We start from the raw sequence: 21,117 nt of genomic DNA, 5'->3' as shown, positions 1-21,117 counted from the left end.
AGATAAGCAAAGAAAGCGGCTAGAAGCCCCTGCTAAGTGGGCACCGTTGTCTGCTGCGGGTAGTGGTGCGACTGGAATCCGTGCTCTCTCACATTCGGCGTTAGTGACAAAGGAGTCATCAGCTCCCACTCCGCACTGCGTGCGTCGCGGACGGGTCTGCATGGGAAACCAAGGGGTTTGTTTGAGTGCAGCGGGGGTCTTCGGCTTCGCCTCGGCGAGGCGTTGACGTTAAAACGTAGCGAACGGTTTTATGAGCGGCTCTTCGGCGCGCGCAGCGCCGCCGGACGTATGACGCCCTTGTCACAAGCACGTGCATGGGCACGAACACAGATTCCAGATGCACCACTACCCTGAGCGAGCTGCGGGACCCGCTTAGCAGGGGCTTCTAGCCGCTTTCTTTTGCCTACTTTTCTTTGCGGCGGCAAAGAAAAGTAGGTGCCCCCCCGCACAGGGGGAACGCTAAAAGACCACTAACAATGCAAGGAAAGGCACCAAGGCCAGAGCCACGAACAACAAGCGCCGCGCAGGCAAAACCCCAGCCCATTAAATGGGCCCTTCCTTCATCAACAACTTCAACAAAACCGGCAACAAAACCAACACCAACGGCAACTGCACAATCAACCCAGAAATAATAGCAACCGCCAAAGGCTGCTGCATAGCAGCCCCTTGCCCAAGGGCAAAAGCAAGCGGCAGCAGCGCCAAAATAGCCGCAATAGTGGTCATGGCAATCGGCCGCAACCGATTCCTCCCAGCCGCGATTAGCGCCTCCTCAACCGCAATACCTTCATCCCGCACCAACCCCTGCAACTCCGATACATAAAAAATCGCCACCTCGGTCACGATACCGATAATCATCGTCATCCCCATCATCGCGGAGATGTTCAACTCGATACCGGTAATCCACAACCCGATAAACACAGCGCCCGCCGCGAGCAACGGCATCGCCATCACCGCCAGCGCAATCCGGAAACGCTCGTACAGAAACAGCAGCAATCCAAACACCAGCGCAATCGCAGCACCGAACACGCTCAACAAACCCCTGAAAGCAATCTGCTGTTGCTGGTACAAGCCGCCCAGTTCGTAATACACGCCGGTCGGCAACAAGCTCTTGTCACTCAGGGTCTTCTGCACATCCGCGATCGTCGAGCCCAGATCGCGGCCGTCGATGCGCGCCGTCACCGCCACCATCCGCTTGAGATTGTCTCGGCTGATCTCCGGTTGGCCCGTCACCGGCACCTGATCGGCAACACGGTTCAACGCGAACAGATGGCCGTCCGGTGCGCGAATCTGCAGCAGTCCCAGTTGCGTATCGGTGAGCTTCAGTGCGCCCGCCACGCGCACCCGCACGCCCACCGTCTTCGGTCCGGTCTGGAATTGCGTCGCAACGTTGCCTTCCACCATGTCGGACACGGCCTGCGCAATCGACTGCGGGTCCATGCCCTCGGCGGCCGCGGCCTCCGGGCGGATGTGCAATTCGAGTGCGTCGCCCGCCGGATTGATGCCGTCGTTCACGTCCACCACGCCCTGAATCTTGCCGATCTGCGCGGCGACCTTGCGTGCGGTGGTGTCGAGTGTGTTCTGGTCGTCGGAGTAGATTTTTATTTGCACCGGCTGGGGCACCGCGGTCAGGTCGCCGATCAGGTCTTCCATCAATTGCGCGAGTTCGATGTTCACGCCGGGCACCTGCGTTTCGATTTTGGAGCGGATTTCTTCCATCACCGTTTCGATGGGCTCGCGGCCAGTCGATTTCAACCGCACGAAGAAGTCGCCCTTGTTGGGCTCGTTCAGGTCGCCGCCGAGCCCGGCGCCGGTGCGGCGCGAGTAAGTTGCAACGTTCGGATTCGCGCGGATGATGCCCTCGATCTGCTTCATCAAGCGGTCGGTTTCCGTGACGGAAGTGCCCGGCTCGGTGTGATAGTCGAGCACGAAGCCGCCTTCGTCCATGCTCGGCATGAAGCCGCTGCCTACTCGTGTGAACGCGAACGCGGCCACCACGATCAGCGGCACCAGGCCGAGCAGCACGAGAACCGGGCGTGCCGTGACGCGCTCGATCACAAAGCCGTAGCGGCGGTTCATCCACGAAGCGAAGCGGGTTTCCTTGTGTTCCTCGGCATCCTTCGGCTTCAGCCAGCGGTCGCACAGTATCGGCACCGCGAGCCACGTGACGAGAAACGAAATGAACAGGGCACTTGCCATCGTCACCGAGAGCGCTTTGAAAAATGCACCCGTCACGCCCGACAAAAACGCGAGCGGCACGAAAATGATCAGCGTCGCCGCCGACGAGCCGGCAAGCGGCCGCGTGAATTCAAGCGCCGCCGCCATCACGCGGCCATGGAACTTGTGCGCACCGCCTTCACGCATGCGTCGCACGATGTGTTCGATCATCACGATGGCGTCGTCGATCACGAGGCCGACCGCGGCCGCCATGCCGCCGAGCGTCATGATGTTGAAGCCCATGCCGAACACGTCGAGCAGCAGGATCGTCGCGGCCATCACGACCGGCACGAGCGCGACCGCGATCGCGGTGATCTTCCAGTTGCGCAGAAAGGCAAACAGCGTGAAGGCGGCCAGCACCACGCCGATCATGATCGCGTCGCGCACGCTGGTCGCCGAGGCGATCACCAGTTCGCTCTGGTCGTACCAGTTCGAGAGATGCACGCCCACCGGCATCTGATGCTGGAAGTCAGCGAGCTTCGCGCGGATCGCCTTGGCCATCGCCACGCTGTTTGCCCCCGGCTGCTGATAGACATTGAGCAGCACGGCGTCCTGACCGTCGGCAGTGACGCGCATCCATTGCGGCACGACACCCTGGCGAACCGTTGCGATGTCGCCGAGGCGGATCTGGGTCGCACCGTTGGTCGACACCACCACGTTGCGCAGTTCGTCGAGTTGCGTGATCGTGGTGTTGGCAATCACGAGGTACAGCTTGTAATGATCCTCGATGCGGCCCGTGGCCATCAGTACGTTGCTCGCACCGATCGCTTTCGATACATCCGGGAGCGAGATCTTGTAGGCGGCAAGGCGCGCCGGATCGATCGCGACTTCGAATTCGTCCTGCGCGCCACCCGTCACTTCGACGCGCGCCACGCCCTCTACTGACGACAGCAACGGGCGCATCTGGAACTGCGCAAGATCGCGCAGCGCCGACAGCGATTGCTGGTTCGATGTCAAGCTATACGCGAGCACCGGGAACACGGTCGGGTCCATGCGCCGGACCTGCATCGAGGTCCCTTGCGGCAGCGTCGCGAGGATCTCGCTGATGGCCGACTGCGCCTGTAACGTGGCCTGAGCCATGTCGGTGCCCCAGTCGAAATTGATCGAGATTTCCGCGGCGCCGCGGCTCGTGGTCGATTCGACATCGCGAACGTTCGGCACGCGTCGCAGCGCCTCTTCGACGGGCATCGTGACGAGTGTGGCCATCTGTTCAGCGGGGCGGTCGCCCGCGTCGAGCGAGACGACGGCGCGTGGAAACGCGACGTTCGGGAACAGCGAGATCGGCAGACGAAACGCGGTGAGCGCGCCCGCGATCGCCAGCAGCGCGATCACGAACAGCAGCGAGCGCCGGTGCTTCTGCATCCATTGACCGAAATTCATCGCGGCGCGCCTCCGCCAGCCCGCACCGCCATGCCGTCCTTCAATTCATAGTTGCCGCTGACGACGAGGCCTTCAGCAGCATCGATCGGGCCGTCCACGCCGTAGCGGTCGCCGTTCTCGACCTGCGTGACTACGGCCACGCGGCGCGCCTTGTTTTGCGGCGTGATCTGGAATACGTACGCGCCTTTGTCGTCTTTCAGCACGGCGGCACGTGGCACGACCCAATGCGTGCCGCTGCGCGTCGCGATATCGGCGCTGACACGCGTACCTGGAATGAATGCGCTCTGTCCGAGCGGGACGTTCGCGCCGACGTTGACGAGCTGGCTTTGCTGATCGATCGATGCCCCGACCAGCACAACGTGGCCGTCCGCTGCGGCCTTGGCGAGCGAGGTGGACAGGCCGTGCAGCGTGACCGTGTCGCCAGCATGGATAGTGGGGATGTCCGACGGTTCGACGCCAAGCACCACATTCGCGCGCGCATCCTTACCGTTACCACCCGCCAGTTGCAGGATCGCGGCGCCCGGTTGCACCTGATCGCCCTGTGCCGCCGATACTTGCAAAACCACGCCGTCGATCGGCGCCGTGACGATCTTGTTGCCGCTCGCGACGCCCGTCTGGCTTTGCGCCGCGAGCGCCTGCTGCGCGTCCTCGGCGGCCTTGCGGGCCGTGGCGAGTTGCGATTGCGTGGCGAGCCCTTTGTCGTACAGCGATTGCGTGCGCGCCAGTTCGCCTTGCGCCAGTGTCACCGCGCTCTTCGCCTGAGTGGCGGCCAGTACTGCGGCAGGGTCGGCCTGCACGACGAAAAGCGGCGTGCCGCGCGTCACGCTCTGTCCGGCTTGCACGCGCATCTGCACGATACGCGCGAGGTAAGGCAGGTTAACCGTGGTCAGATTCGACGCGGACGCGGCCACGATGCCATACGCGCGGACCGGTTGCGCGATGACGGCGCGCTGCACCCGTACGGTTTGCACGGATACGACGGCCTGGTCGGCCGCATCGTCGCCAGCGGACGCGCTAGCCGCATCGGCCGCATGCACGCCGATGCTCATCAGTGCAGCGCAGGCGAGAGAAATCGCATACGCGGCGATGCGCGGCCGCCGCGCTGCTAGTGGGCTATTTCGCATGAGTTTCGGTGAAGGTCTGAGCGGAGGTAAAGGCGTCGGGGATCGCGCTGCCGAGCAACGCCTGCAAGCCGACGCGTTGTTCGGCGAGCGATTCGCGCAGCGTGGCGACGTCGACACGTTTGGTGAGCGCGGCGCTTTCTGCATCGGTGTAGGCACCGAGCACGAGATCGCGCTGCGCGTAGGCAGCGGCCGCATGCTGCGCGGTGAGATCGACGTCGGGCAGCGCGGCTTCGGTCTGCTGCAACTGCCGCGTGAGAATTACGCTGTCCGCGCGTAGATGGGCCACATCGGCATACGCCTGATTCAGGCGCGACTGATACTCGTCGCGCAGGCGCTGACGCGTCGCTTTTTCGATCGCGACGTTGCCTTGATTGCGGTTGAAGATCGGCAAACTCAGATTGATCTGGAAGCCGCTGGTGTAGATGTTCGAGGTGTCGCGCGCACGCACGAAACCCACGGAAAGGCTCGGAAACTGGCTGAGAATTGCCGCGCGGTATTTCTGCTCCTGCGCTTCATAGCCTGCCTGCAGCGCGATCAGATCGGGGCGGCGTTGCGCGAGTTTGGCCAGCGCTGCGTCGAGCGTCGCGTCGGACAGTTCGGTCGCGTCTTCGCTGCTGGTGAGTGACAGCTGCACCTCCGGCGAAAGGCCGAGTAGCGCGTTCAGATCGTGATGCGTCTGTTCCGCGGCGCGCTCGGCGTCTGTGTATTGCTTGCGTGCATCGCTGTAGGCGGTGAGTGCGGCTGTCAGCGTGTCGTCGGTGAGATTGCCGTCGCGGTGTGCTTCGGCCATGCGCTCATAGCGCGTGCGCGCGAGGTCGCGCTGCTGTTGCAGCAGCGGTAACGTGTCCTGCTGGAAGCGCGTCTTGATGAACAATTGCCGCGCCTGGGCGACGATCTGCCATTCCTGCCACAGCAGCCCGAGGTCTGTTTTGGCGACCGTCGCGTCGGCGGATTGTTTGTTCGCGCTGCGCAGCACGATCGCCATCACGTCGATGCTCAAACCATAATTGAACGCGCGCGTGGCGCCGGCCGCGCCCGGGTAATCGCTCGATACGCTCAGTTGCGGGTCGGGCAGCAATCCGGCTGAATAGGCCTGCGCTCGGGCAATGCCGAGATCGTCGCGGGCCAGCTTCAGGTCGGGATTGTTCGCCACTGCGAGCATCGCGACTTCGTCGATGTCGAGCCCATCGGACGGATCGAAGCGATGCGCGGCCAGTTCAGGCAGCGGCATGGTGGACGGATCGATCTGGATGCGTTCGAGCGAACGGGCCGAGGTCGACGTATCCTGCGCTGCGAGCGGCTCGCGGTGATACCACGTGCAGCCGCCGAGCAGCATCGCGCAGATCGGCACGAGCACGCGCAACCGCGCCGCTGTGGCGGTGTTGAAAACGGGCAAAATCCGGCTCCTGAACAAAAGGTGAGACGGCCGCGAACGGCTGTCGCCAAACAGGTGCCGATTCTGCTGACGGGGTGCTTAAGGAACGCTTAACGGACATTAAGCCTCGCCTAAGCGTCCCCTAAGCGTTTCCTAAGGGACGCATAAGGAAGCGTTAAGCTAACGGGCCGGACAATGCGGGCAAACTGGAGAGAGGAGAGGCCATGCGTCTGCTACTGGTCGAAGACGACGACATGATTGCGGAGACGGTGCTGGGCGCGATGCGCCGCTCGGGCTACGCAATCGACTGGGCTGAAGACGGCCGCGCGGCGGAACTGTCGCTGGGTAACGGCGTGTATGACCTCGTGCTGCTCGATCTCGGCCTGCCGAAGAAGGACGGCATCGACGTGCTCAATGCGTACCGCAAGAACGGAGGCGCCGCGCCGGTGATCATCCTGACCGCGCGCGACGCGGTCGATGAGCGGATTCGCGGCCTCGATGCGGGCGCCGACGATTACCTGATCAAACCATTCGACCTCGACGAGCTGGCCGCGCGCGTGCGCGCGCTCTTGCGGCGGCGCACTGGCCAGAAGCAGCCCGTCTATGCGCACGGCGATCTCACACTCGATCCCGCGGCGCACGAAGTCACCAAAGGCGGCGAATTGCTGCCGCTCGTGCCGCGCGAGTTCGCCTTGCTGCAGGCATTGATCGAAGAGCCTACGCGCGTGTTCACCAAACCTGAACTGGAAGAGAAGCTCTACGGCTGGGGCGAGGAGGTGGGCAGCAACACCATCGAAGTGCACGTGCACAGCTTGCGGCGCAAGATCGGCGCGGAGCAGGTGGTGACCGTGCGCGGCGTGGGCTACCGTCTGAAGAGGTGCTGATGACGTCGATTCGCCGCTGGCTGCTGGGCTGGCTGATTTTCGGTCTGGCCGCGGCCTCGGGCGCGGCCGGCTTCGGCATTTTTCACACTGCACGCGAAGAAGCGGGCGAACTGTTCGACTACGAACTGCGTACCGTGGCGCTGTCGTTGCCGTCGAATCTGGCCGGCGCGGGCGACGGCGAACATCGCAATCCCGACCTGGGCGACCTGGCTGACGACCGCGTCGTGATCGAAATCTGGGACCGCTCCGGCAATCTCATCTATCACTCGAGGCAGGCGCCGGTATTCTCGCGTTTGCCTGCCGGTTTCAGCACGGTCGAGCGCGGCGAGAATCACTGGCGCACGTTCGGGGTGGAACAGCGCGACCGTTATGTCCAGGTTGCGCAGCCGATCTCCGTGCGCGAAGACCTCGCGTTGAAACTGGCGCTGCATACGCTCTGGCCGCTCGGCGTGCTCGTGCCGGTGACGATCGTGCTGGTGTTGCTGGTGGTGGCAAGGGGGCTGGCGCCGATCGGCGGCCTGACGCGCGCGCTGACGACCCGTTCGCTCGATTCGCTGGAGCCATTGCGTCTGGACGGCAGCGTGCCGGTCGAAATCAAGCCGCTGGTACAAGCGCTCAACGATCTTCTGCAACGTCTGAACGTTGCATCGCAGGCGCAGCGCACGTTTATCGCCGACGCCGCACATGAGCTGCGCTCGCCGCTTGCGGCGCTGAAGCTGCAATTGCAGGCGGCTTCCCGTGACGGCTCGCTAAAGGGCGAGGGACAAACGCTGGAGCGCGTCGAGGGACGGGTCAACCGGATCATTCACCTGGTGCAGCAGTTGTTGACGCTGGCGCGTGAGGATGCGCATCCGGTGACGTCGATGGTGCCGGTGAGTCTGCGCCGGATCGGCGAGCAGGTCGTCGGCGATTTTTCGCTGCTCGCGGAGACGAGGGAGATCGATCTCGGGCTTGAGTGTGAAGACGCTCGCGCGAACTACGATGTCTACACGGTGCTGGCTGAACCGCACGGGATGAGTGTCCTGTTGGGGAACCTGATCAACAATGCGATCCGGCATACGCCGCGGGGTGGGCGTGTCGACGTGATTCTGAAACGGTCGGGCGAGCGCGTGGGGTTCAATGTCGTGGACAGTGGGTCCGGGATCCCGGCGGCTGAGATCGAGCGGGTTTTCGACCGCTTCTATCGCGGGGAGGAAGCCCGGGGCGACGGCAGCGGACTTGGGCTGGCGATTGTGGCCCGGATCGCCGCACGGCATCAACTGCAGCTTTCCCTGCGCAACAACGTCGGGCGGCCCGGCTTGTGCGTGTCGGTTTTTGGCCTGACGGCGGTTGAGGTGACGGTGCCTGTGGCGGTCAAAAGCTAGTTTTTTCCTCTGTTTTTACCTTGGCGGCAAAAAACAAGATCTTCAACCCCATCCTTCGAAAAGCGCAATGAAATACGGGCTTTATTCGCGCTCAATGAAATGCGAACGCGGCAAGCGGGGCGGAAAGTATCGAGTTTAATCGTGCCATAGCAGAAGGTTCGCCACTGCTGGCGCGCGGCGTCTCACCGCCTCTCACGAGCATGTTTCAACACGCTGCTACAATCCTGTCTTTCTCGATTGATTGTGCGCTATGGGTTTCGAACAACTTGCTGAATTAAAGAAGCAACTGGCCGCGGCACGCGCCGAAGCTGCGCCTGCGGCCAAGCCGGTCGCCAAGCCCGGTGCGAAGCCCGCGCGCAAGCCGTCGCCGCCGCGTCGTGCCGCGCCTGGTCACAAGCCAGCGTCAGACGCCAAGCCGGCGGCTGACGCCAGGCCCGCGGCTGACGCGAAGCCGGTGGACCCGGTGGTGAAATCGATCGGGAGACTGCAAAAGCGCTTCCCGAATGTTTTCCCGAAGAATCCGGCACCCAAGCTGCCGCTGAAGGTCGGCATCTTCGAGGACCTCGTGGTTCACGCGAAGGAACTGTCGCTGAGCGAAGCCGAGTTGCGCGACGCGATCAAAACCTGGTGCCGTGGCAGCCGCTACTGGAAATGCCTGGTTGAAGGCGCCGCGCGCGTCGATCTGACGGGTGGCGAAGCAGGCAAGGTCACGGCGCAGGAAGCGGCCGGCGCGCAGCGTCTGCAGGCGCATCGTGCGGGCAGGGGCGCGGCGAAAGCAGCGGCTTCGTCGGCTGATTCGTCCGCCAATGCTTCTGCTGCGTCGGCCACTTTGCAAGCCGAGGCAGAGAGCCAGCCGCAAGTCGCTTCGACGGACACCCCCGCCGCTGAATCGGCTACACCGCCGGCAGCACCGTCGGCCACCGCCGAAGCGTAAAGCGTAAAGAAAAGGCCCGCCGCCCGGTTAAAGGCGGCTGCCTTGCGCCGCCAGCCGGACCCTCACGAAGCCGACGTGCTCGCGCAGCACATAGAACGCGTCGGCGTATGCGAGCGGCATACGCAAGCGGCTCAGCGAGGCCTCGATATGATCGAGTTCCGCGAACAGCTGCTTGCGTTCCTCCTCGGTCGAATCGGCCAATGCGCCGCGTTCGATCGCAATCAGCGCCCCGTAATAGCGATAGATACGCGAGCGCACGCGCCACCGGTACAGCGCCGGGATCAGGCGCATCGCCGGAAACAACAACACCGCCATCGGCAGCAGCAGAACGAGCGTGCGATCGCCGATGCTCGCGAGCCAGAACGGCAGCGTGCGGTATAGAAAACTCTTGCCGGTCTTGTAGTAGCGCTGCGCGTCTTCGCTGATCTGATATTCATGGGCGACCGGACTCGGAAACTCCCCCGCGCGCTGCAACAGCCCCGGCATGCCGTGCACCTCCTGGGCGGCCTCGATCAATAAGTCAGAAATCGCCGGATGCAGACCGGTCCGGGCCACGAGTTCGACCGTCGGGCTGATCAGATGGATGGTGTCGGGCGGAATTCTGCGTCTGAGATCCAGCACGCCGGGCGGCAGGTCGATCTCGTCGAGATAGGGAAAGAGGCGCGTATAGGCGCTCGCTTCATCGAAATCCATCACCGAGATGCCGGGCACTTTCAGGAGCCGCAGCATAAGGCCGCGCGTCGCGGAGTCGCCGTTGAGGATCGCCGCGTCGACGTCGCCGGCCACGAGTTGCGTGGCGGCCTGCATGCCGTCGCTCGGCACCAGCACCGTGTTGCCGCCTGGTTGGATGCCGTTTGCTTCCAGCAGTTTGAGTGAGAGGAGGCGCGTGCCGCTGCCTTCGCGGCCGATTGCAATCCGTTTGCCTTCCAGTTCTGAAAGCTCGCTGATACCCGTGCCGCGATAGAACACCACCACCGGAATATAGAAAACGCTGCCGAGCGACATCAGCGACGACGTATCGAGCCCATCGGCCACACCGCCTTGCACGAGCGCGAGATCGACGTGCTGCTTCGGATCCAGCAGACGGCTTAGATTCTGCACCGAGCCATCGGACTCCAGCACCTTCAGCGTGATGCCGTTGCGGGCGAGGATCTTCTTGTACTGATTCGCGGTGACGAGGAACGAGCTATCGTGCGGACCCGCGCTGATGGTGATGGTCTTCGGCGGCGCCGGATCGACCACCCAGACGATGAGCGTGATGATCAGCACGATCAGCGCGGCCACGATGATGTAAGGCAAGGTGTGATCGCGCCACTCGGCGTGCGACTGATCGCCGGGAAAATGCGGGGGACGCGGGCGATACGCTTTCATGGGCACTCCGTGCCGGTAGCCGGGATGAGGCATTGTCCACTGTCTGCTGCGTATCGGCCAAATGTTCGGCATAACCGGCGCCTTGGCGGCCAGGACACGCGTTAGGCCATGGCATAATCTGCGACAGCTTCTTATCGTGTCGCCGGGCGCATGTTGAGTCGTTTCCATCGGAAGATCGGCAGTTGGCTGGGATTGTTTGCGATCCTGATGGCTACGCTCGCGCCAACGATCTCCCATTCGCTCGCCGCACGCAATGGCGGTGAAGCCGGAATGGGAGGCGAGCATTGCTCGATGCCGTCGATGGCTTCCATGCCGGACATGGGCGCCATGTCGTCGATGCCCTCCATGTCCTCCATGCACGATCAGGCCTCGGACAACTCTGGCAGCAAACACGCTCAACACGCAGCCATGTCCGACGGTGACGCCTGCGGCTATTGCAGTCTGCTCGCTCACATGCCGGCGGTGCCCAGCGTCGAGGCGCTGTTTTTCGTCACCGTCCGTGCTGTCCAGCACACCGTCGCGACCCGCTTCGAACGCGTTCGCCGCGTCGAGCCGCTCACCTTCGCGCAGCCCCGCGCCCCTCCGTTCGCATCCTGATTCGAGTCATACCGTTGCGATGCCATGAGCGCATCGCGATGCCGCCGCACGTCCGTTAGTCGACGCGCGCGCCGGCATTGTCACGACCCATGAACAGGATGAACCATGCAAACCCAGGCAACGCGCAGCGCGCTACCGCTGCGCGCGGCGTCGCTCCTTGCGGCGACCGCCAGCGTATTTCTCTTCGCTCCTTCCTTCGCCAGTGCTCACGCGATTGCAGGTAATCGCGTCTTTCCGTCGACAATGGCCGTCGACGATCCCGGTGTCGGCGATGAAGCCAACCTCGAGTACGGCCATCAGCGCGTACCCGGCGACGCCGGCGATCAAAGCATCAATACATTCGACTTCGAGTACGACAAGCTGATCACACCGCGGCTGGCGGTCTCGGTAGACGGCACCTACGCGATGCAAAACAATCCCAAAGCGCGTGGCTTCGACAACTTCGGTGTCGGTCTGAAGTACTTGCTCTACGTCAACGATGAACACGAGTTCATGACCTCGGTCGGTGTGAACGCTGAACTCGGCGGCACGGGAAGCCGAGCGATTGCGGACAACTTTTCGACGATCTCGCCGACGATTTACGCCGGCAAGGGCATGGGCGATCTTCCCGCATCGCTTGCCTATCTGCGGCCGATCGCGATCACGGGTGAAGCCGGCCCGGCGCTGACAACCGGGGCAGGGCAGCCGAACGCGTTCAACTACGGCTTCACGGTGCAATACAGCTTGCCGTATCTGCAGCAGCACGTGCACGACATCGGCTTGCCGCAGCCGTTGGCGAACGTGATTCCGCTAGTGGAAGTTCCGCTCTCGAGAAGCCAGGGGCAGACAACCGGCACGGTCAATCCGGGCTTCATCTGGATCAACCGCTATGGCCAGTTCGGCGTTGAAGCGCAAATCCCGATCAACCGCGCTAGCGGCTCGCATGTGGGCATTCTGGTTCAGGCGCATATTTTCTTCGACGATGTCGCGCCCACTACTATCGGCAAGCCTCTCTTCCAGTAACAGTAACGTATGAACACCGTAACGCAGGAGCAAGCGATGAAAAACGATCGACATGACTGGCTGCGCGCCGCAGCGAAGGTGCCCTTGCTGATTGCCGGGCTCGCGTTCGCGAGTGCCGCTTTCGCCCATGTATTTCCGCAGAAGCAGGAGCCGGGTGCCGGCGCGACGGTGGCGTCGCCCGCTCAGGTCCGCGTGATATTCGACGGGCCGCTCGAGCCGTCATTCAGTTCGCTGACGGTGACCGACGCAAGCGGCAAGCAGGTCAACACGGAGAAGTCCGCAGTCGACGCCCATCAGGCGGCGGCGATCGCTGTGCCGCTACCGACGCTCGCGGCAGGTCACTACACCGTGCACTGGGTGGCCGTGGCTTCCGACGGGCATCGTACGCATGGCGACTACGCATTCGACGTGAAGTAGCACTGAAACCGTGCCGCGCCGCGTCATCGCAATGGTGGCGCGGCGTGTCCGATTTCGCCCGGGATCGGATGCGCTTGAAAAGTACTATCATCGAATGCAGGCGTTAAGCGCCTGGCTGTGCAACGCAGCCGGCCTTGGCCTCCCGGGAGAGAACCCATGGTGGAGTTTGTGAAGGCGCTCCTCGGCGAGGAAAACGGCCATCAGCGCCGCCAGATCGCATGGCTGTACGCGTTACTACTTACTTTCAATATCGCGGCTTGGGTGGCGGCCTTCGTGGCGTTCCGCGGCTATCCGCTGCTGATGGGCTCCTGCCTGCTGGCTTATTCGTTTGGTCTGAGGCATGCGGTGGACGCGGATCATATCGCGGCCATCGACAACGTCACGCGCAAGCTGATGCAGTCCGGCCAACGTCCGGTGACGGTCGGACTGATGTTCTCGCTCGGCCACGCCACCATCGTCGTTCTCGCGACCATCGGCATTGCGGCGACCGCCATGGCGTTGCAAAGCCGTATAAGTGGCTTCAAGGAAACCGGCGCCATGATCGGCACGCTGGTGTCGACGTTCTTCCTGTTTGCCATTGCACTCCTGAATCTGATCGTGCTGCGCTCGGTGCTGCGCGCTTTTCGGCGCGTGCGCCGAGGCGAGCCTTATGTCGATGAAGATCTCGACATGCTGCTTGCGAATCGCGGTTTGCTCGCGCGTATTTTCCGGCCGTTGTTCCGTCTGATCAGCAGGAGCTGGCACATGTACCCGCTCGGCTTTCTGTTCGGGCTGGGTTTCGATACCGCAACCGAAGTCGGCCTGCTCGGCATATCCGCTGCCGGCGCCGCACAGGGCATATCGATCTGGTCGATCCTGGTGTTTCCGGTGCTGTTCATGGCAGGCATGACGCTGATCGATACGACCGACAGCATCCTGATGCTGGGCGCCTATGGATGGGCCTTCGTGAAGCCGGTTCGCAAGCTCTACTACAACGTCACCATCACGACGATCTCGGTGCTTGTCGCGCTTCTTGTCGGCGGCATAGAAGGCCTCGGATTACTGGCGGACAAGCTGCATCTGAATGGCGGATTCTGGCAGATGGTGGGCAGTCTGAATGAGAACTTCGGCATGATCGGCTACGCGATCATTGGCGTATTTCTGGCGAGCTGGTTATTGTCGGTCGCGGTTTACAAATGGATGCGATTCGAGGAACTCGAGATCCACTCGTGAGCGTGGCGGCATATCAACGGTCGCGATTGATGACGCTTACGCGGCATTGAGCTAAACCCTTAAGGGCTATCGTCAGAGAATTACAAAAGGCACGCCTGTCGAGTCCTTATCGGTCCAATACGCTGCGCGTAGTTTAGTGAGTTAGTTACGGAAATTGGGTTATTTCGTATCGCTGAACTATACTCAAAAAAGTTTTTCGGGCTCATCACGGTGGGCACCTATCACCAACAATACATGCAGCAAATCCGATCCTTTTAACCGCATCGCGCGGAATACTTATCGATCGATTGCTGGACACGTGACTGCCGTGCGGCACTCGCCACGTATCTTTGCCTGACCTGAAAAGAACGTGGTTCGCAGTGGAGACACTCATCATGGCAGAAGCAGACAACGTCCCCTATGGGCGCAAGACTCAGCACGCGCCGGCTCTCAAGGATGTGCACATCATCTGGATTACCGCGGGCCTCGGCTGCGACGGTGATTCGGTATCAATTACCGCGGCGACTCAGCCGAGCATCGAGGATGTAATTCTTGGTGCTATTCCCGGTCTACCAAAGGTGCATTTGCATAACCCCGTATTGGCGTATGAAAACGGCGACGAGTTTCTCAAGCCGTTTCATCAGGCCGCGCGTGGCGAGCTTGAGAACTTCGTGCTGGTAATGGAAGGATCGATTCCAAACGAACGTATCAATCGCGAAGGATATTGGGCCGCACTGGGCACCGACCCCGACACGCAGGAACCGATCACGATTCCGCAATGGCTCGACCGGCTTGCGCCGCGCGCGCTGGCGGTGGTCGGCGCGGGTACCTGCGCGACCTACGGCGGCATTCACGCGATGGAAGGCAATCCGACCGGCTGCATGGGCCTCGCCGACTATCTCGGCTGGGACTGGAAGTCGAAAGCGGGCTTGCCGATCGTCAACGTGCCGGGTTGTCCGGTGCAGCCGGACAACTTCATGGAGACGTTGCTCTATCTGCTCTATCAACTGGCGGGCCTCGCGCCGATGATTCCGCTCGACGAAGCGCTGCGGCCGAGGTGGTTGTTTACACGCACGGTTCACGACGGTTGCGATCGTGCGGGCTCCTACGAGCAGGCGATCTTCGCCACCGAATACGGCAGCCCGAATTGCATCGTCAAGCTGGGTTGCTGGGGGCCGGTCGTGCAGTGCAACGTGCCCAAGCGCGGCTGGATGGCCGGCATTGGCGGCTGTCCGAATGTAGGGGGGATTTGCATTGGCTGCACGATGCCAGGCTTTCCCGACAAGTTCATGCCGTTCATGGATGAGCCGCCGGGAGCGGTGCTGTCGTCGAATCTCATCAAGAGTTATGGGCCGCTGATTCGCAGTCTGCGCAAGCTGACCAGGAACACGCTCAACGACGAGCCGAAATGGCGTCACAACGGTTCGAAACTCACTACCGGCTACCGTCGCTGATCTGGCGGCGTAGTTGGCGGAATTCGACTTGTCAGCAGGGAGAAGGTCATGGCCGTTAGTACCGCACCTGAAGCGACCACCAGTACCCAGGCAGCGCCGGGCAAGCTGGTCGAGATGAACTGGGATCCGATTACGCGGATCGTCGGCAGTCTGGGGATTTACACCAAAATCGATTTTGCGAACCGCCGCGTGGCGGAGTGCTACAGCACGTCGTCGATCTTTCGTGGCTACAGCATTTTCATGAAGGGCAAAGACCCGCGCGACGCACACTTCATCACGAGCCGCATCTGCGGAATCTGCGGTGACAACCACGCGACCTGTTCGGTGTACGCGCAGAACATGGCCTACGGTGTGAAGCCGCCGGCGATTGCCGAATGGATCGTCAATCTGGGCGAAGCGGCCGAATACATGTTCGACCACAACATCTTCCAGGACAACCTCGTAGGCGTGGATTTCTGCGAGAGGATGGTCAAGGAGACCAATCCCGGCGTGTGGGACAAGGCACAGAAAACACCTGCGCCGCACGCGGACAAGCACGGCTATAAAACCATCGCGGACATCATGACCGCGCTCAATCCGTTCACCGGCGAGTTCTATCGCGAGACCTTGATGGTCAGCCGCTATACACGCGAGATGTTCTGCCTGATGGAAGGACGTCACGTGCATCCGTCGACGCTTTATCCCGGTGGTGTGGGTACGGTGCCGACCATTCAGTTGTTCACGGACTACATCACGCGCTTGATGAAGTACGTCGAGTTCATGAAGAAAGTCGTGCCGTTGCATGACGATCTGTTCGACTTCTTCTATGAAGCGTTGCCGGGTTACGAAGAAGTCGGCCGCCGTCGCATTCTGCTCGGTTGCTGGGGGTCGTTCCAGGACCCGAACGTATGCGACTACAACTACAACACGATGACGCAATGGGGCCGTGGCATGTTCGTCACGCCCGGCGTGGTAGTGGACGGCGAACTGGTGACGACCGATCTCGTCGATATCAACCTGAACATCCGCATCCTGCTGGGCAGTTCCTATTACGACGACTGGGATCACGAAGAGACCTTCGTCAAGAACGATCCACTCGGCAATCCGGTGGACCGTAAGCATCCGTGGAATCAGACCACGCTGCCGCATCCACAGAAGCGCAAATTCGACGGCAACTACACGTGGGTGATGTCGCCGCGCTGGCTCGACAAGCGCACTGGCGATCACCTTGCGCTCGACACCGGCGGTGGACCGATCGCGCGCTTGTGGGCCACGGCGTTGGCGGGTCTGGTCGATATCGGCTATATCAAGGCGACGGGTCACAGCGTGAAGATCTATTTGCCGAAAACCGCGCTCAAGCCCGAAGTCGAGTTCGAATGGAAGATTCCGAAGTGGAGCAATGCGATCGAACGCGATCGCTCCCGCACGTATTTTCAGGCGTATTCAGCGGCTGCGGCCTTGTACTTTGCCGAGCAGGCGCTGGCCGAATTGCACGCGGGACGCACTCGCACGTTCAGCGACTTCACGGTGCCGGAAGAGGGGATCGGTTGTGGTTTCCACGAAGCAGTGCGCGGCGTACTCTCGCATCACCTCGTGATCCGCGACGGCAAGATCGCCAACTATCATCCGTATCCACCCACACCGTGGAACGCCAATCCGCGCGATATCTACGGTACGCCTGGGCCCTATGAAGACGCGGTGCAGAACACGCCGATCTTCGAAGAGAACGGGCCGGACAAGTTCAAGGGCATCGACATCATGCGCGCGGTGCGCAGCTTCGACCCGTGCCTGCCGTGCGGCGTGCATATGTACGTCGGCAACGGCAAGACGATCGATACGTCGCACTCGCCGACCTTTGGCGTGATGCAGGGAGCACACACGTGAGCAACGAGAGCGCGGTCGTCGCCCAGCAACGCCGCATCGACGAATTGATTGCGGCGCTGGAAGCGCTCGACGATCCGCGCGCGCGTGAGCCGGCCAAAGAGCTGCTGCAGGTCGTTCTCGATCTGCACACGAACGGGCTCGCACGGCTGATGGAGATCGTGTCGGAGGCGGGCGTGATGGACGACGCCATGATCGAAGCGTTCGAGCGCGACGCCGGTGTGTCCGCGTTGCTGCTGTTGCACGGCTTGCATCCGCAGGATCTGCCGACGCGCGTGTCGCGTGCAGTCGAGAAGATGCGGCCGTTGCTTGGCGTACAGGGCATCCAGATCGAGTTGCTCGACGCCGCGGAGGAGGCCGTGCGTGTGCGCGTGGCCGGCCGTCTGCAGGGCAAGCACAACTCAGTGGGCGAATTGCAGCAGGAAATCGAACGCGCGATTTTCGAAGCAGCGCCGGAAGCGATGCGTGTCGAGATTGCAGGTCTGACGGACGTCAATGTGCACGAGCTGCGCTTTGTGCCGCATCACACCGATGCGGCGGATGACGTAGCAAAGGACGTGACAAATCAGGTAGCAAATGAGGTAGCAAGCCGGACCGAGGCCGGCGCGCAATGACGCCCGCCGCTCCGACACGCGGCTGGGTCGCGCGGCTGCGCCAATTCGTGCGCAACGCCGACGGCATACAGTGCGAGTTGTGCGGCCTGCCGCTACTGCCCGATCATCCGCATCTGTTCGAAACCGCCAAACGACAGCTCTTTTGCTGTTGCCGCGCGTGCGCGCTGCTGTTCGGCAGTCAGCAGAATGCGCGCTATCGTCCGGTGCCGCGCGACGCACACTATCTCAACGGTTTTCGCATGAGCGATGCGCAATGGGACGCGCTGGCGATTCCCATCGATATCGCGTTCTTCTTTCATGACAGCGCGGCGCAACGCGTCGTGGCGTTGTATCCCGGACCGGCCGGCGGCACGCAATCGCTCCTGGAACTGCGGGCGTGGGACGAACTGGTCGCGGAAAACCCGTTGCTCGCGCAACTGCAACCCGACGTCGAAGCGCTGCTGGTCAACCGCAGCGAAGGCGCGCGCGATTACTACCGTGTGCCGATCGACCAGTGCTACGCGCTAACCGGCGTGATTCGCGCGCGGTGGCGCGGACTGTCCGGCGGCAGGGAGGCGTGGGATTCGATTCATCGTTTCTTCGCCGCACTGAAGGCCCATGGCCGCGTGCCGGAGGGCCTGCTCCATGCCTGATCTCGAGTTCACTGTCGAGTCGGCGGAAGTCGTGCCGTTCGCCGCAGCGCCGCTGCTGACGTTCAGGCTGCGTATCGCCAATACCCCGGCGCAGGAAGAGATCGCCAGCATCACGTTGCAATGCCAGATCCAGATCGAAGCAACGCAGCGCCGCTACGCGCCCGCCGAGCAGTACGGACTCGAGGACCTGTTCGGGGCGCCGCCGCGTTGGGGCGAGACGCTGCGTACGCTGCTATGGGCGCATACGTCGATAGTCGCGCCACCGTTTACCGGCGAATGCACGCTCGATTTGCCGGTGCCATGCAGCTACGACTTCAATGTGGCCGCAACCAAATATTTTCACGGCCTTGAAGAAGGCGAGATTCCACTGATGCTGCAATTCAGCGGCACGGTGTTCTATCGCGAAGACGACGGCGCGTTGCAGGCCGCGCCGATTCCCTGGCACAAGGAAGCGGCGTACCGGCTACCCGTCGCGCTATGGCGCGACATGATGACCCGCTACTACCCGAACGGCGCCTGGCTGTGTTTGCATCGGGACGTCTTCGATCGCCTCTCGCATTACAAAAGCAGGCGGGGTCTCACGAGCTGGGAGCAGGCGGTGTCGAGCCTGCTCGACGGCGTCGAGGAGGACATATCGTGAATGCGGTCGAGAGCGTGGTTCAGGCGGTGCTGTACGAAGGCTACATGCTGTATCCATACCGGCCGACTTCGGTAAAGAACCGGCAACGCTGGACCTTCGGCGGCGTGTATCCGCGCGCCTATGCCGAGGCGTCGGGTAGCGATCCGTGGGTGACGCAAACCGAGTGTCTGCTGCGCGGCGACGAGCACACCCGCGTGGCCGTGCGGCCCGGTTTTCTGCAGGTGATCGAGCGAACGGTGCTCGACGTGGACGAGGGTTCCGCCGCGCGGCCGGAGTCGGGCGAGCCGGCCTGGCGCACTGTGCCCGTGCTCGATATCGACGAGCGGCGCTACACCCCATGGCAGGAAGCGGCCGAGCGGCACATCGCCGTGCCGGTTCTGATGATGGGCGAATTGCTTGACGCACCGCTGCGGATCGCCTTTTCGTTCGATGCCGCCAGCGATCTCGAACCGCTCGCTGACAGGCAAGGCACGCTGCGTGGCGCTCTGCGCCGTATCCGCGCTTCGCTGCAAGGCCCTGTCGAATTGAGCGCCGCGAGTGTAGCCGCCGGCGTTTATCGTTTGACGGTGCGTATCGTCAACGAGACCCCGCTCGACAATGCCCACGAATTGAAGCGCGATGCGGCTTCCCTATACGCGCTGGTGTCCTGTCATACGGTGCTGACCGTCGAGGGCGGCACGTGGATTTCTTCCATCGATCCGCCCACGGAGCTGGCCGCGGCGGCTGCCGCGAGCCGCAATATCGGCGTGTGGCCCGTTCTCGTGGGTGACGAACAACAACCCGACACGATGCTCGCTTCGCCGATCATTCTGTACGACTTCCCGCAGATTGCAACTGAAAGTGCGGGCGATCTATTCGACTCCACGGAGATCGACGAAATCCTCACGCTGCGCATTCTCACCATGACCGACGACGAAAAGCGCGAAATGATCGCCACGGACGAGCGTGCGCGTGCCTTGTTGGCACGTACCGAAAGTCTCGGTGCCGAGCAGATGGAAAAGTTGCATGGCACCTTACGGCAGGTGCGCGTACTCGACGGGGCGAGTGTCGGCGGATTCTCACCGCTGGAAACACCCGCCATGCCGGTCTCACCATGGGCGGAACTCGACGCGCGGCCGCATCTGGCGTGCGTGCGGGTGGCGGGCGTCGAGATCCGGATCGGCGATCAGGTGCGTTTGCGTCCACGCGGTCGCGCGGACATCTTCGATATCGCACTGAGCGGCATGGTTGCCACGATCGAATCGATCGAGCGCGATTTCGACGATCACGTGCACGTTGCCGTGACGGTCGACGACGATCCCGGCAAAGACTTCGGCCTGCAGCGCATGCCCGGCCATCGCTTCTTCTTCGGCCCGGACGAGATCGAGCCCCTGGTCAGTGGCGCCGGCCCGTCCCGGCCATTCGGCTCGTTCAGTCAACCGAGTCGTAAAGGAGGGCACGCATGAGCGCGATTCTGGTGGCGGGCATCGGCAATGTGTTTCTCGGCGACGATGGTTTCGGCGTCGAAGTGGTGCGCCGTCTGCGGGAGAAACTGGCGGCCGGGGAATTGCCGGCGTTCGCTGACGGCGTGAGCGTGGCGGACTTCGGCATTCGCGGCATCGATCTCTGCTATGCGCTGCTCGACGGCGTGGACAGCGCGATTCTGATCGACACGACACAGCGCGGCTGCGCGCCGGGCACGCTGTATGTGATCGAGCCGTCCGTGGAAAATGCCGCCGGCGATGAGCCGGGCGATCCGTATGCGGCGCCGATTCTGATGTCGCCGCACGAAATGGATCCGGCCAAAGTGCTGCAAACGGTGCGGATGCTGGGCGGTGGCTGCGAGGACATTGTCGTGCTCGGTTGCGAGCCGCAAGACTTCGGGTTCGAGCATGGCGAGGAAGGAAGAATGGGGTTGAGCGGCACGGTGGCGGCGGTCGTCGAGCAGGCGGTCGAACTGGCTGTGACGCTTGTGATGGCAAGGATGGAACGGTTGCCCGCGCGAGCCGCCTGAGCGCTCGGGCTGCGGGCGGCTAAGCGGTGGGCCGTCACGGATACGGTGTGAAATAACTGAAGTGGGAGGCG

The 21,117-nt window shown here is 62.4% G+C and carries 18 protein-coding genes; 14 read left to right on the top strand and 4 right to left on the bottom strand.

Annotated elements, in window-relative coordinates:
- Nucleotides 1-543: 543 nt before the first annotated feature.
- From BM438_RS31445 to BM438_RS31435, 3 genes are read right to left on the bottom strand one after another with little or no spacing between them, the layout of a single operon-like run.
- Nucleotides 544-3,594 (bottom strand): efflux RND transporter permease subunit, encoded by a 3,051-nt coding sequence (locus tag BM438_RS31445; RefSeq protein WP_093642904.1) that lies wholly within the window; start codon nt 3,592-3,594, stop codon nt 544-546.
- On the bottom strand, nt 3,591-4,718 hold the full coding sequence (locus tag BM438_RS31440) for an efflux RND transporter periplasmic adaptor subunit (RefSeq protein WP_093642901.1): 1,128 nt from the start codon (nt 4,716-4,718) through the stop codon (nt 3,591-3,593). The genes BM438_RS31445 and BM438_RS31440 overlap by 4 nt, the downstream gene beginning before the upstream one ends.
- On the bottom strand, nt 4,708-6,114 hold the full coding sequence (locus BM438_RS31435) for a TolC family protein (RefSeq protein ID WP_244179504.1): 1,407 nt from the start codon (nt 6,112-6,114) through the stop codon (nt 4,708-4,710). The genes BM438_RS31440 and BM438_RS31435 overlap by 11 nt, the downstream gene beginning before the upstream one ends.
- A gap of 203 nt (nt 6,115-6,317) precedes the next feature.
- Here BM438_RS31435 and BM438_RS31430 point away from each other — a divergent pair, with 203 nt between their 5' ends.
- The 3 genes from BM438_RS31430 to BM438_RS31420 all read left to right on the top strand — a co-directional run bounded on the left by BM438_RS31430 (nt 6,318) and on the right by BM438_RS31420 (nt 9,275).
- Nucleotides 6,318-6,977 (top strand): response regulator, encoded by a 660-nt coding sequence (locus tag BM438_RS31430; protein WP_093642898.1) that lies wholly within the window; start codon nt 6,318-6,320, stop codon nt 6,975-6,977.
- Nucleotides 6,977-8,341 carry a sensor histidine kinase gene (locus BM438_RS31425; RefSeq protein ID WP_093642895.1) on the top strand — a complete coding sequence of 455 codons (1,365 nt, stop codon included), beginning with the start codon at nt 6,977-6,979 and terminating at the stop codon, nt 8,339-8,341. The genes BM438_RS31430 and BM438_RS31425 overlap by 1 nt, the downstream gene beginning before the upstream one ends.
- 250 nt (nt 8,342-8,591) lie before the next feature.
- Nucleotides 8,592-9,275 carry a ProQ/FinO family protein gene (locus BM438_RS31420; protein WP_093642892.1) on the top strand — a complete coding sequence of 228 codons (684 nt, stop codon included), beginning with the start codon at nt 8,592-8,594 and terminating at the stop codon, nt 9,273-9,275.
- A 27-nt stretch (nt 9,276-9,302) separates the two neighbouring features.
- Here the strand turns inward: BM438_RS31420 and BM438_RS31415 are convergent, their stop codons facing one another.
- Complete coding sequence (locus BM438_RS31415; RefSeq protein ID WP_093642889.1) at nt 9,303-10,646, bottom strand: TAXI family TRAP transporter solute-binding subunit; 1,344 nt, start codon at nt 10,644-10,646, stop codon at nt 9,303-9,305.
- A 150-nt stretch (nt 10,647-10,796) separates the two neighbouring features.
- Between BM438_RS31415 and BM438_RS31410 the strand changes: the two genes are divergently transcribed.
- The 11 genes from BM438_RS31410 to BM438_RS31360 all read left to right on the top strand — a co-directional run bounded on the left by BM438_RS31410 (nt 10,797) and on the right by BM438_RS31360 (nt 21,046).
- Nucleotides 10,797-11,243: a DUF2946 domain-containing protein gene (locus BM438_RS31410; protein ID WP_093642886.1), complete on the top strand. Its 447-nt coding sequence runs from the start codon at nt 10,797-10,799 to the stop codon at nt 11,241-11,243.
- A 105-nt stretch (nt 11,244-11,348) separates the two neighbouring features.
- A complete protein-coding gene (locus tag BM438_RS31405) occupies nt 11,349-12,245 on the top strand; it encodes a hypothetical protein (RefSeq protein ID WP_093642883.1) in 897 nt (298 codons plus the stop codon).
- A 36-nt stretch (nt 12,246-12,281) separates the two neighbouring features.
- On the top strand, nt 12,282-12,662 hold the full coding sequence (locus BM438_RS31400; RefSeq protein WP_093642880.1) for a copper resistance CopC family protein: 381 nt from the start codon (nt 12,282-12,284) through the stop codon (nt 12,660-12,662).
- Nucleotides 12,663-12,818: 156 nt separating this feature from the next.
- Nucleotides 12,819-13,874: a HoxN/HupN/NixA family nickel/cobalt transporter gene (locus BM438_RS31395; RefSeq protein ID WP_093642877.1), complete on the top strand. Its 1,056-nt coding sequence runs from the start codon at nt 12,819-12,821 to the stop codon at nt 13,872-13,874.
- A gap of 374 nt (nt 13,875-14,248) precedes the next feature.
- Nucleotides 14,249-15,307 carry an NADH-quinone oxidoreductase subunit B family protein gene (locus tag BM438_RS31390; protein WP_093642874.1) on the top strand — a complete coding sequence of 353 codons (1,059 nt, stop codon included), beginning with the start codon at nt 14,249-14,251 and terminating at the stop codon, nt 15,305-15,307.
- 48 nt (nt 15,308-15,355) lie between these two features.
- Entirely contained in the window at nt 15,356-17,170 is a 1,815-nt protein-coding gene (locus tag BM438_RS31385; RefSeq protein WP_093642871.1) for a nickel-dependent hydrogenase large subunit, read from the top strand.
- Entirely contained in the window at nt 17,167-17,781 is a 615-nt protein-coding gene (locus tag BM438_RS31380) for a NifU family protein (RefSeq protein ID WP_093642868.1), read from the top strand. The genes BM438_RS31385 and BM438_RS31380 overlap by 4 nt, the downstream gene beginning before the upstream one ends.
- The gene (locus BM438_RS31375) at nt 17,778-18,413 is read left to right on the top strand and encodes a DUF5947 family protein (protein ID WP_093642865.1); all 636 of its coding nucleotides are present in this window, start codon (nt 17,778-17,780) and stop codon (nt 18,411-18,413) included. The genes BM438_RS31380 and BM438_RS31375 overlap by 4 nt, the downstream gene beginning before the upstream one ends.
- Nucleotides 18,406-19,053: a DUF6084 family protein gene (locus tag BM438_RS31370; RefSeq protein WP_093642862.1), complete on the top strand. Its 648-nt coding sequence runs from the start codon at nt 18,406-18,408 to the stop codon at nt 19,051-19,053. The genes BM438_RS31375 and BM438_RS31370 overlap by 8 nt, the downstream gene beginning before the upstream one ends.
- On the top strand, nt 19,050-20,498 hold the full coding sequence (locus BM438_RS31365; RefSeq protein ID WP_093642859.1) for a hypothetical protein: 1,449 nt from the start codon (nt 19,050-19,052) through the stop codon (nt 20,496-20,498). Before BM438_RS31370 ends, BM438_RS31365 begins: the two co-directional genes overlap by 4 nt.
- Complete coding sequence (locus tag BM438_RS31360) at nt 20,495-21,046, top strand: hydrogenase maturation protease (RefSeq protein WP_093642856.1); 552 nt, start codon at nt 20,495-20,497, stop codon at nt 21,044-21,046. Before BM438_RS31365 ends, BM438_RS31360 begins: the two co-directional genes overlap by 4 nt.
- The last annotated feature ends 71 nt before the right edge of the window (nt 21,047-21,117 follow it).

Source organism: Paraburkholderia aspalathi (genome assembly GCF_900116445.1).
In the GTDB taxonomy this organism is placed as follows: domain Bacteria; phylum Pseudomonadota; class Gammaproteobacteria; order Burkholderiales; family Burkholderiaceae; genus Paraburkholderia; species Paraburkholderia aspalathi.
The sequence above is the reverse complement of the archived record's forward strand: the minus strand, read 5'-3'. Positions and strand labels throughout refer to the sequence as shown.

Bases quoted from the DNA above. Each gene is read 5' to 3' on its own strand.
- BM438_RS31445 (WP_093642904.1), bottom strand. From the start codon at position 3,594: ATGAATTTCGGTCAATGGATGCAGAAGCACCGGCGCTCGCTGCTGTTC.
- BM438_RS31440 (WP_093642901.1), bottom strand. From the start codon at position 4,718: ATGCGAAATAGCCCACTAGCAGCGCGGCGGCCGCGCATCGCCGCGTAT.
- BM438_RS31430 (WP_093642898.1), top strand. From the start codon at position 6,318: ATGCGTCTGCTACTGGTCGAAGACGACGACATGATTGCGGAGACGGTG.
- BM438_RS31425 (WP_093642895.1), top strand. From the start codon at position 6,977: ATGACGTCGATTCGCCGCTGGCTGCTGGGCTGGCTGATTTTCGGTCTG.
- BM438_RS31420 (WP_093642892.1), top strand. From the start codon at position 8,592: ATGGGTTTCGAACAACTTGCTGAATTAAAGAAGCAACTGGCCGCGGCA.
- BM438_RS31415 (WP_093642889.1), bottom strand. From the start codon at position 10,646: ATGAAAGCGTATCGCCCGCGTCCCCCGCATTTTCCCGGCGATCAGTCG.
- BM438_RS31410 (WP_093642886.1), top strand. From the start codon at position 10,797: ATGTTGAGTCGTTTCCATCGGAAGATCGGCAGTTGGCTGGGATTGTTT.
- BM438_RS31405 (WP_093642883.1), top strand. From the start codon at position 11,349: ATGCAAACCCAGGCAACGCGCAGCGCGCTACCGCTGCGCGCGGCGTCG.
- BM438_RS31400 (WP_093642880.1), top strand. From the start codon at position 12,282: ATGAAAAACGATCGACATGACTGGCTGCGCGCCGCAGCGAAGGTGCCC.
- BM438_RS31395 (WP_093642877.1), top strand. From the start codon at position 12,819: ATGGTGGAGTTTGTGAAGGCGCTCCTCGGCGAGGAAAACGGCCATCAG.
- BM438_RS31390 (WP_093642874.1), top strand. From the start codon at position 14,249: ATGGCAGAAGCAGACAACGTCCCCTATGGGCGCAAGACTCAGCACGCG.
- BM438_RS31385 (WP_093642871.1), top strand. From the start codon at position 15,356: ATGGCCGTTAGTACCGCACCTGAAGCGACCACCAGTACCCAGGCAGCG.
- BM438_RS31375 (WP_093642865.1), top strand. From the start codon at position 17,778: ATGACGCCCGCCGCTCCGACACGCGGCTGGGTCGCGCGGCTGCGCCAA.
- BM438_RS31370 (WP_093642862.1), top strand. From the start codon at position 18,406: ATGCCTGATCTCGAGTTCACTGTCGAGTCGGCGGAAGTCGTGCCGTTC.
- BM438_RS31360 (WP_093642856.1), top strand. From the start codon at position 20,495: ATGAGCGCGATTCTGGTGGCGGGCATCGGCAATGTGTTTCTCGGCGAC.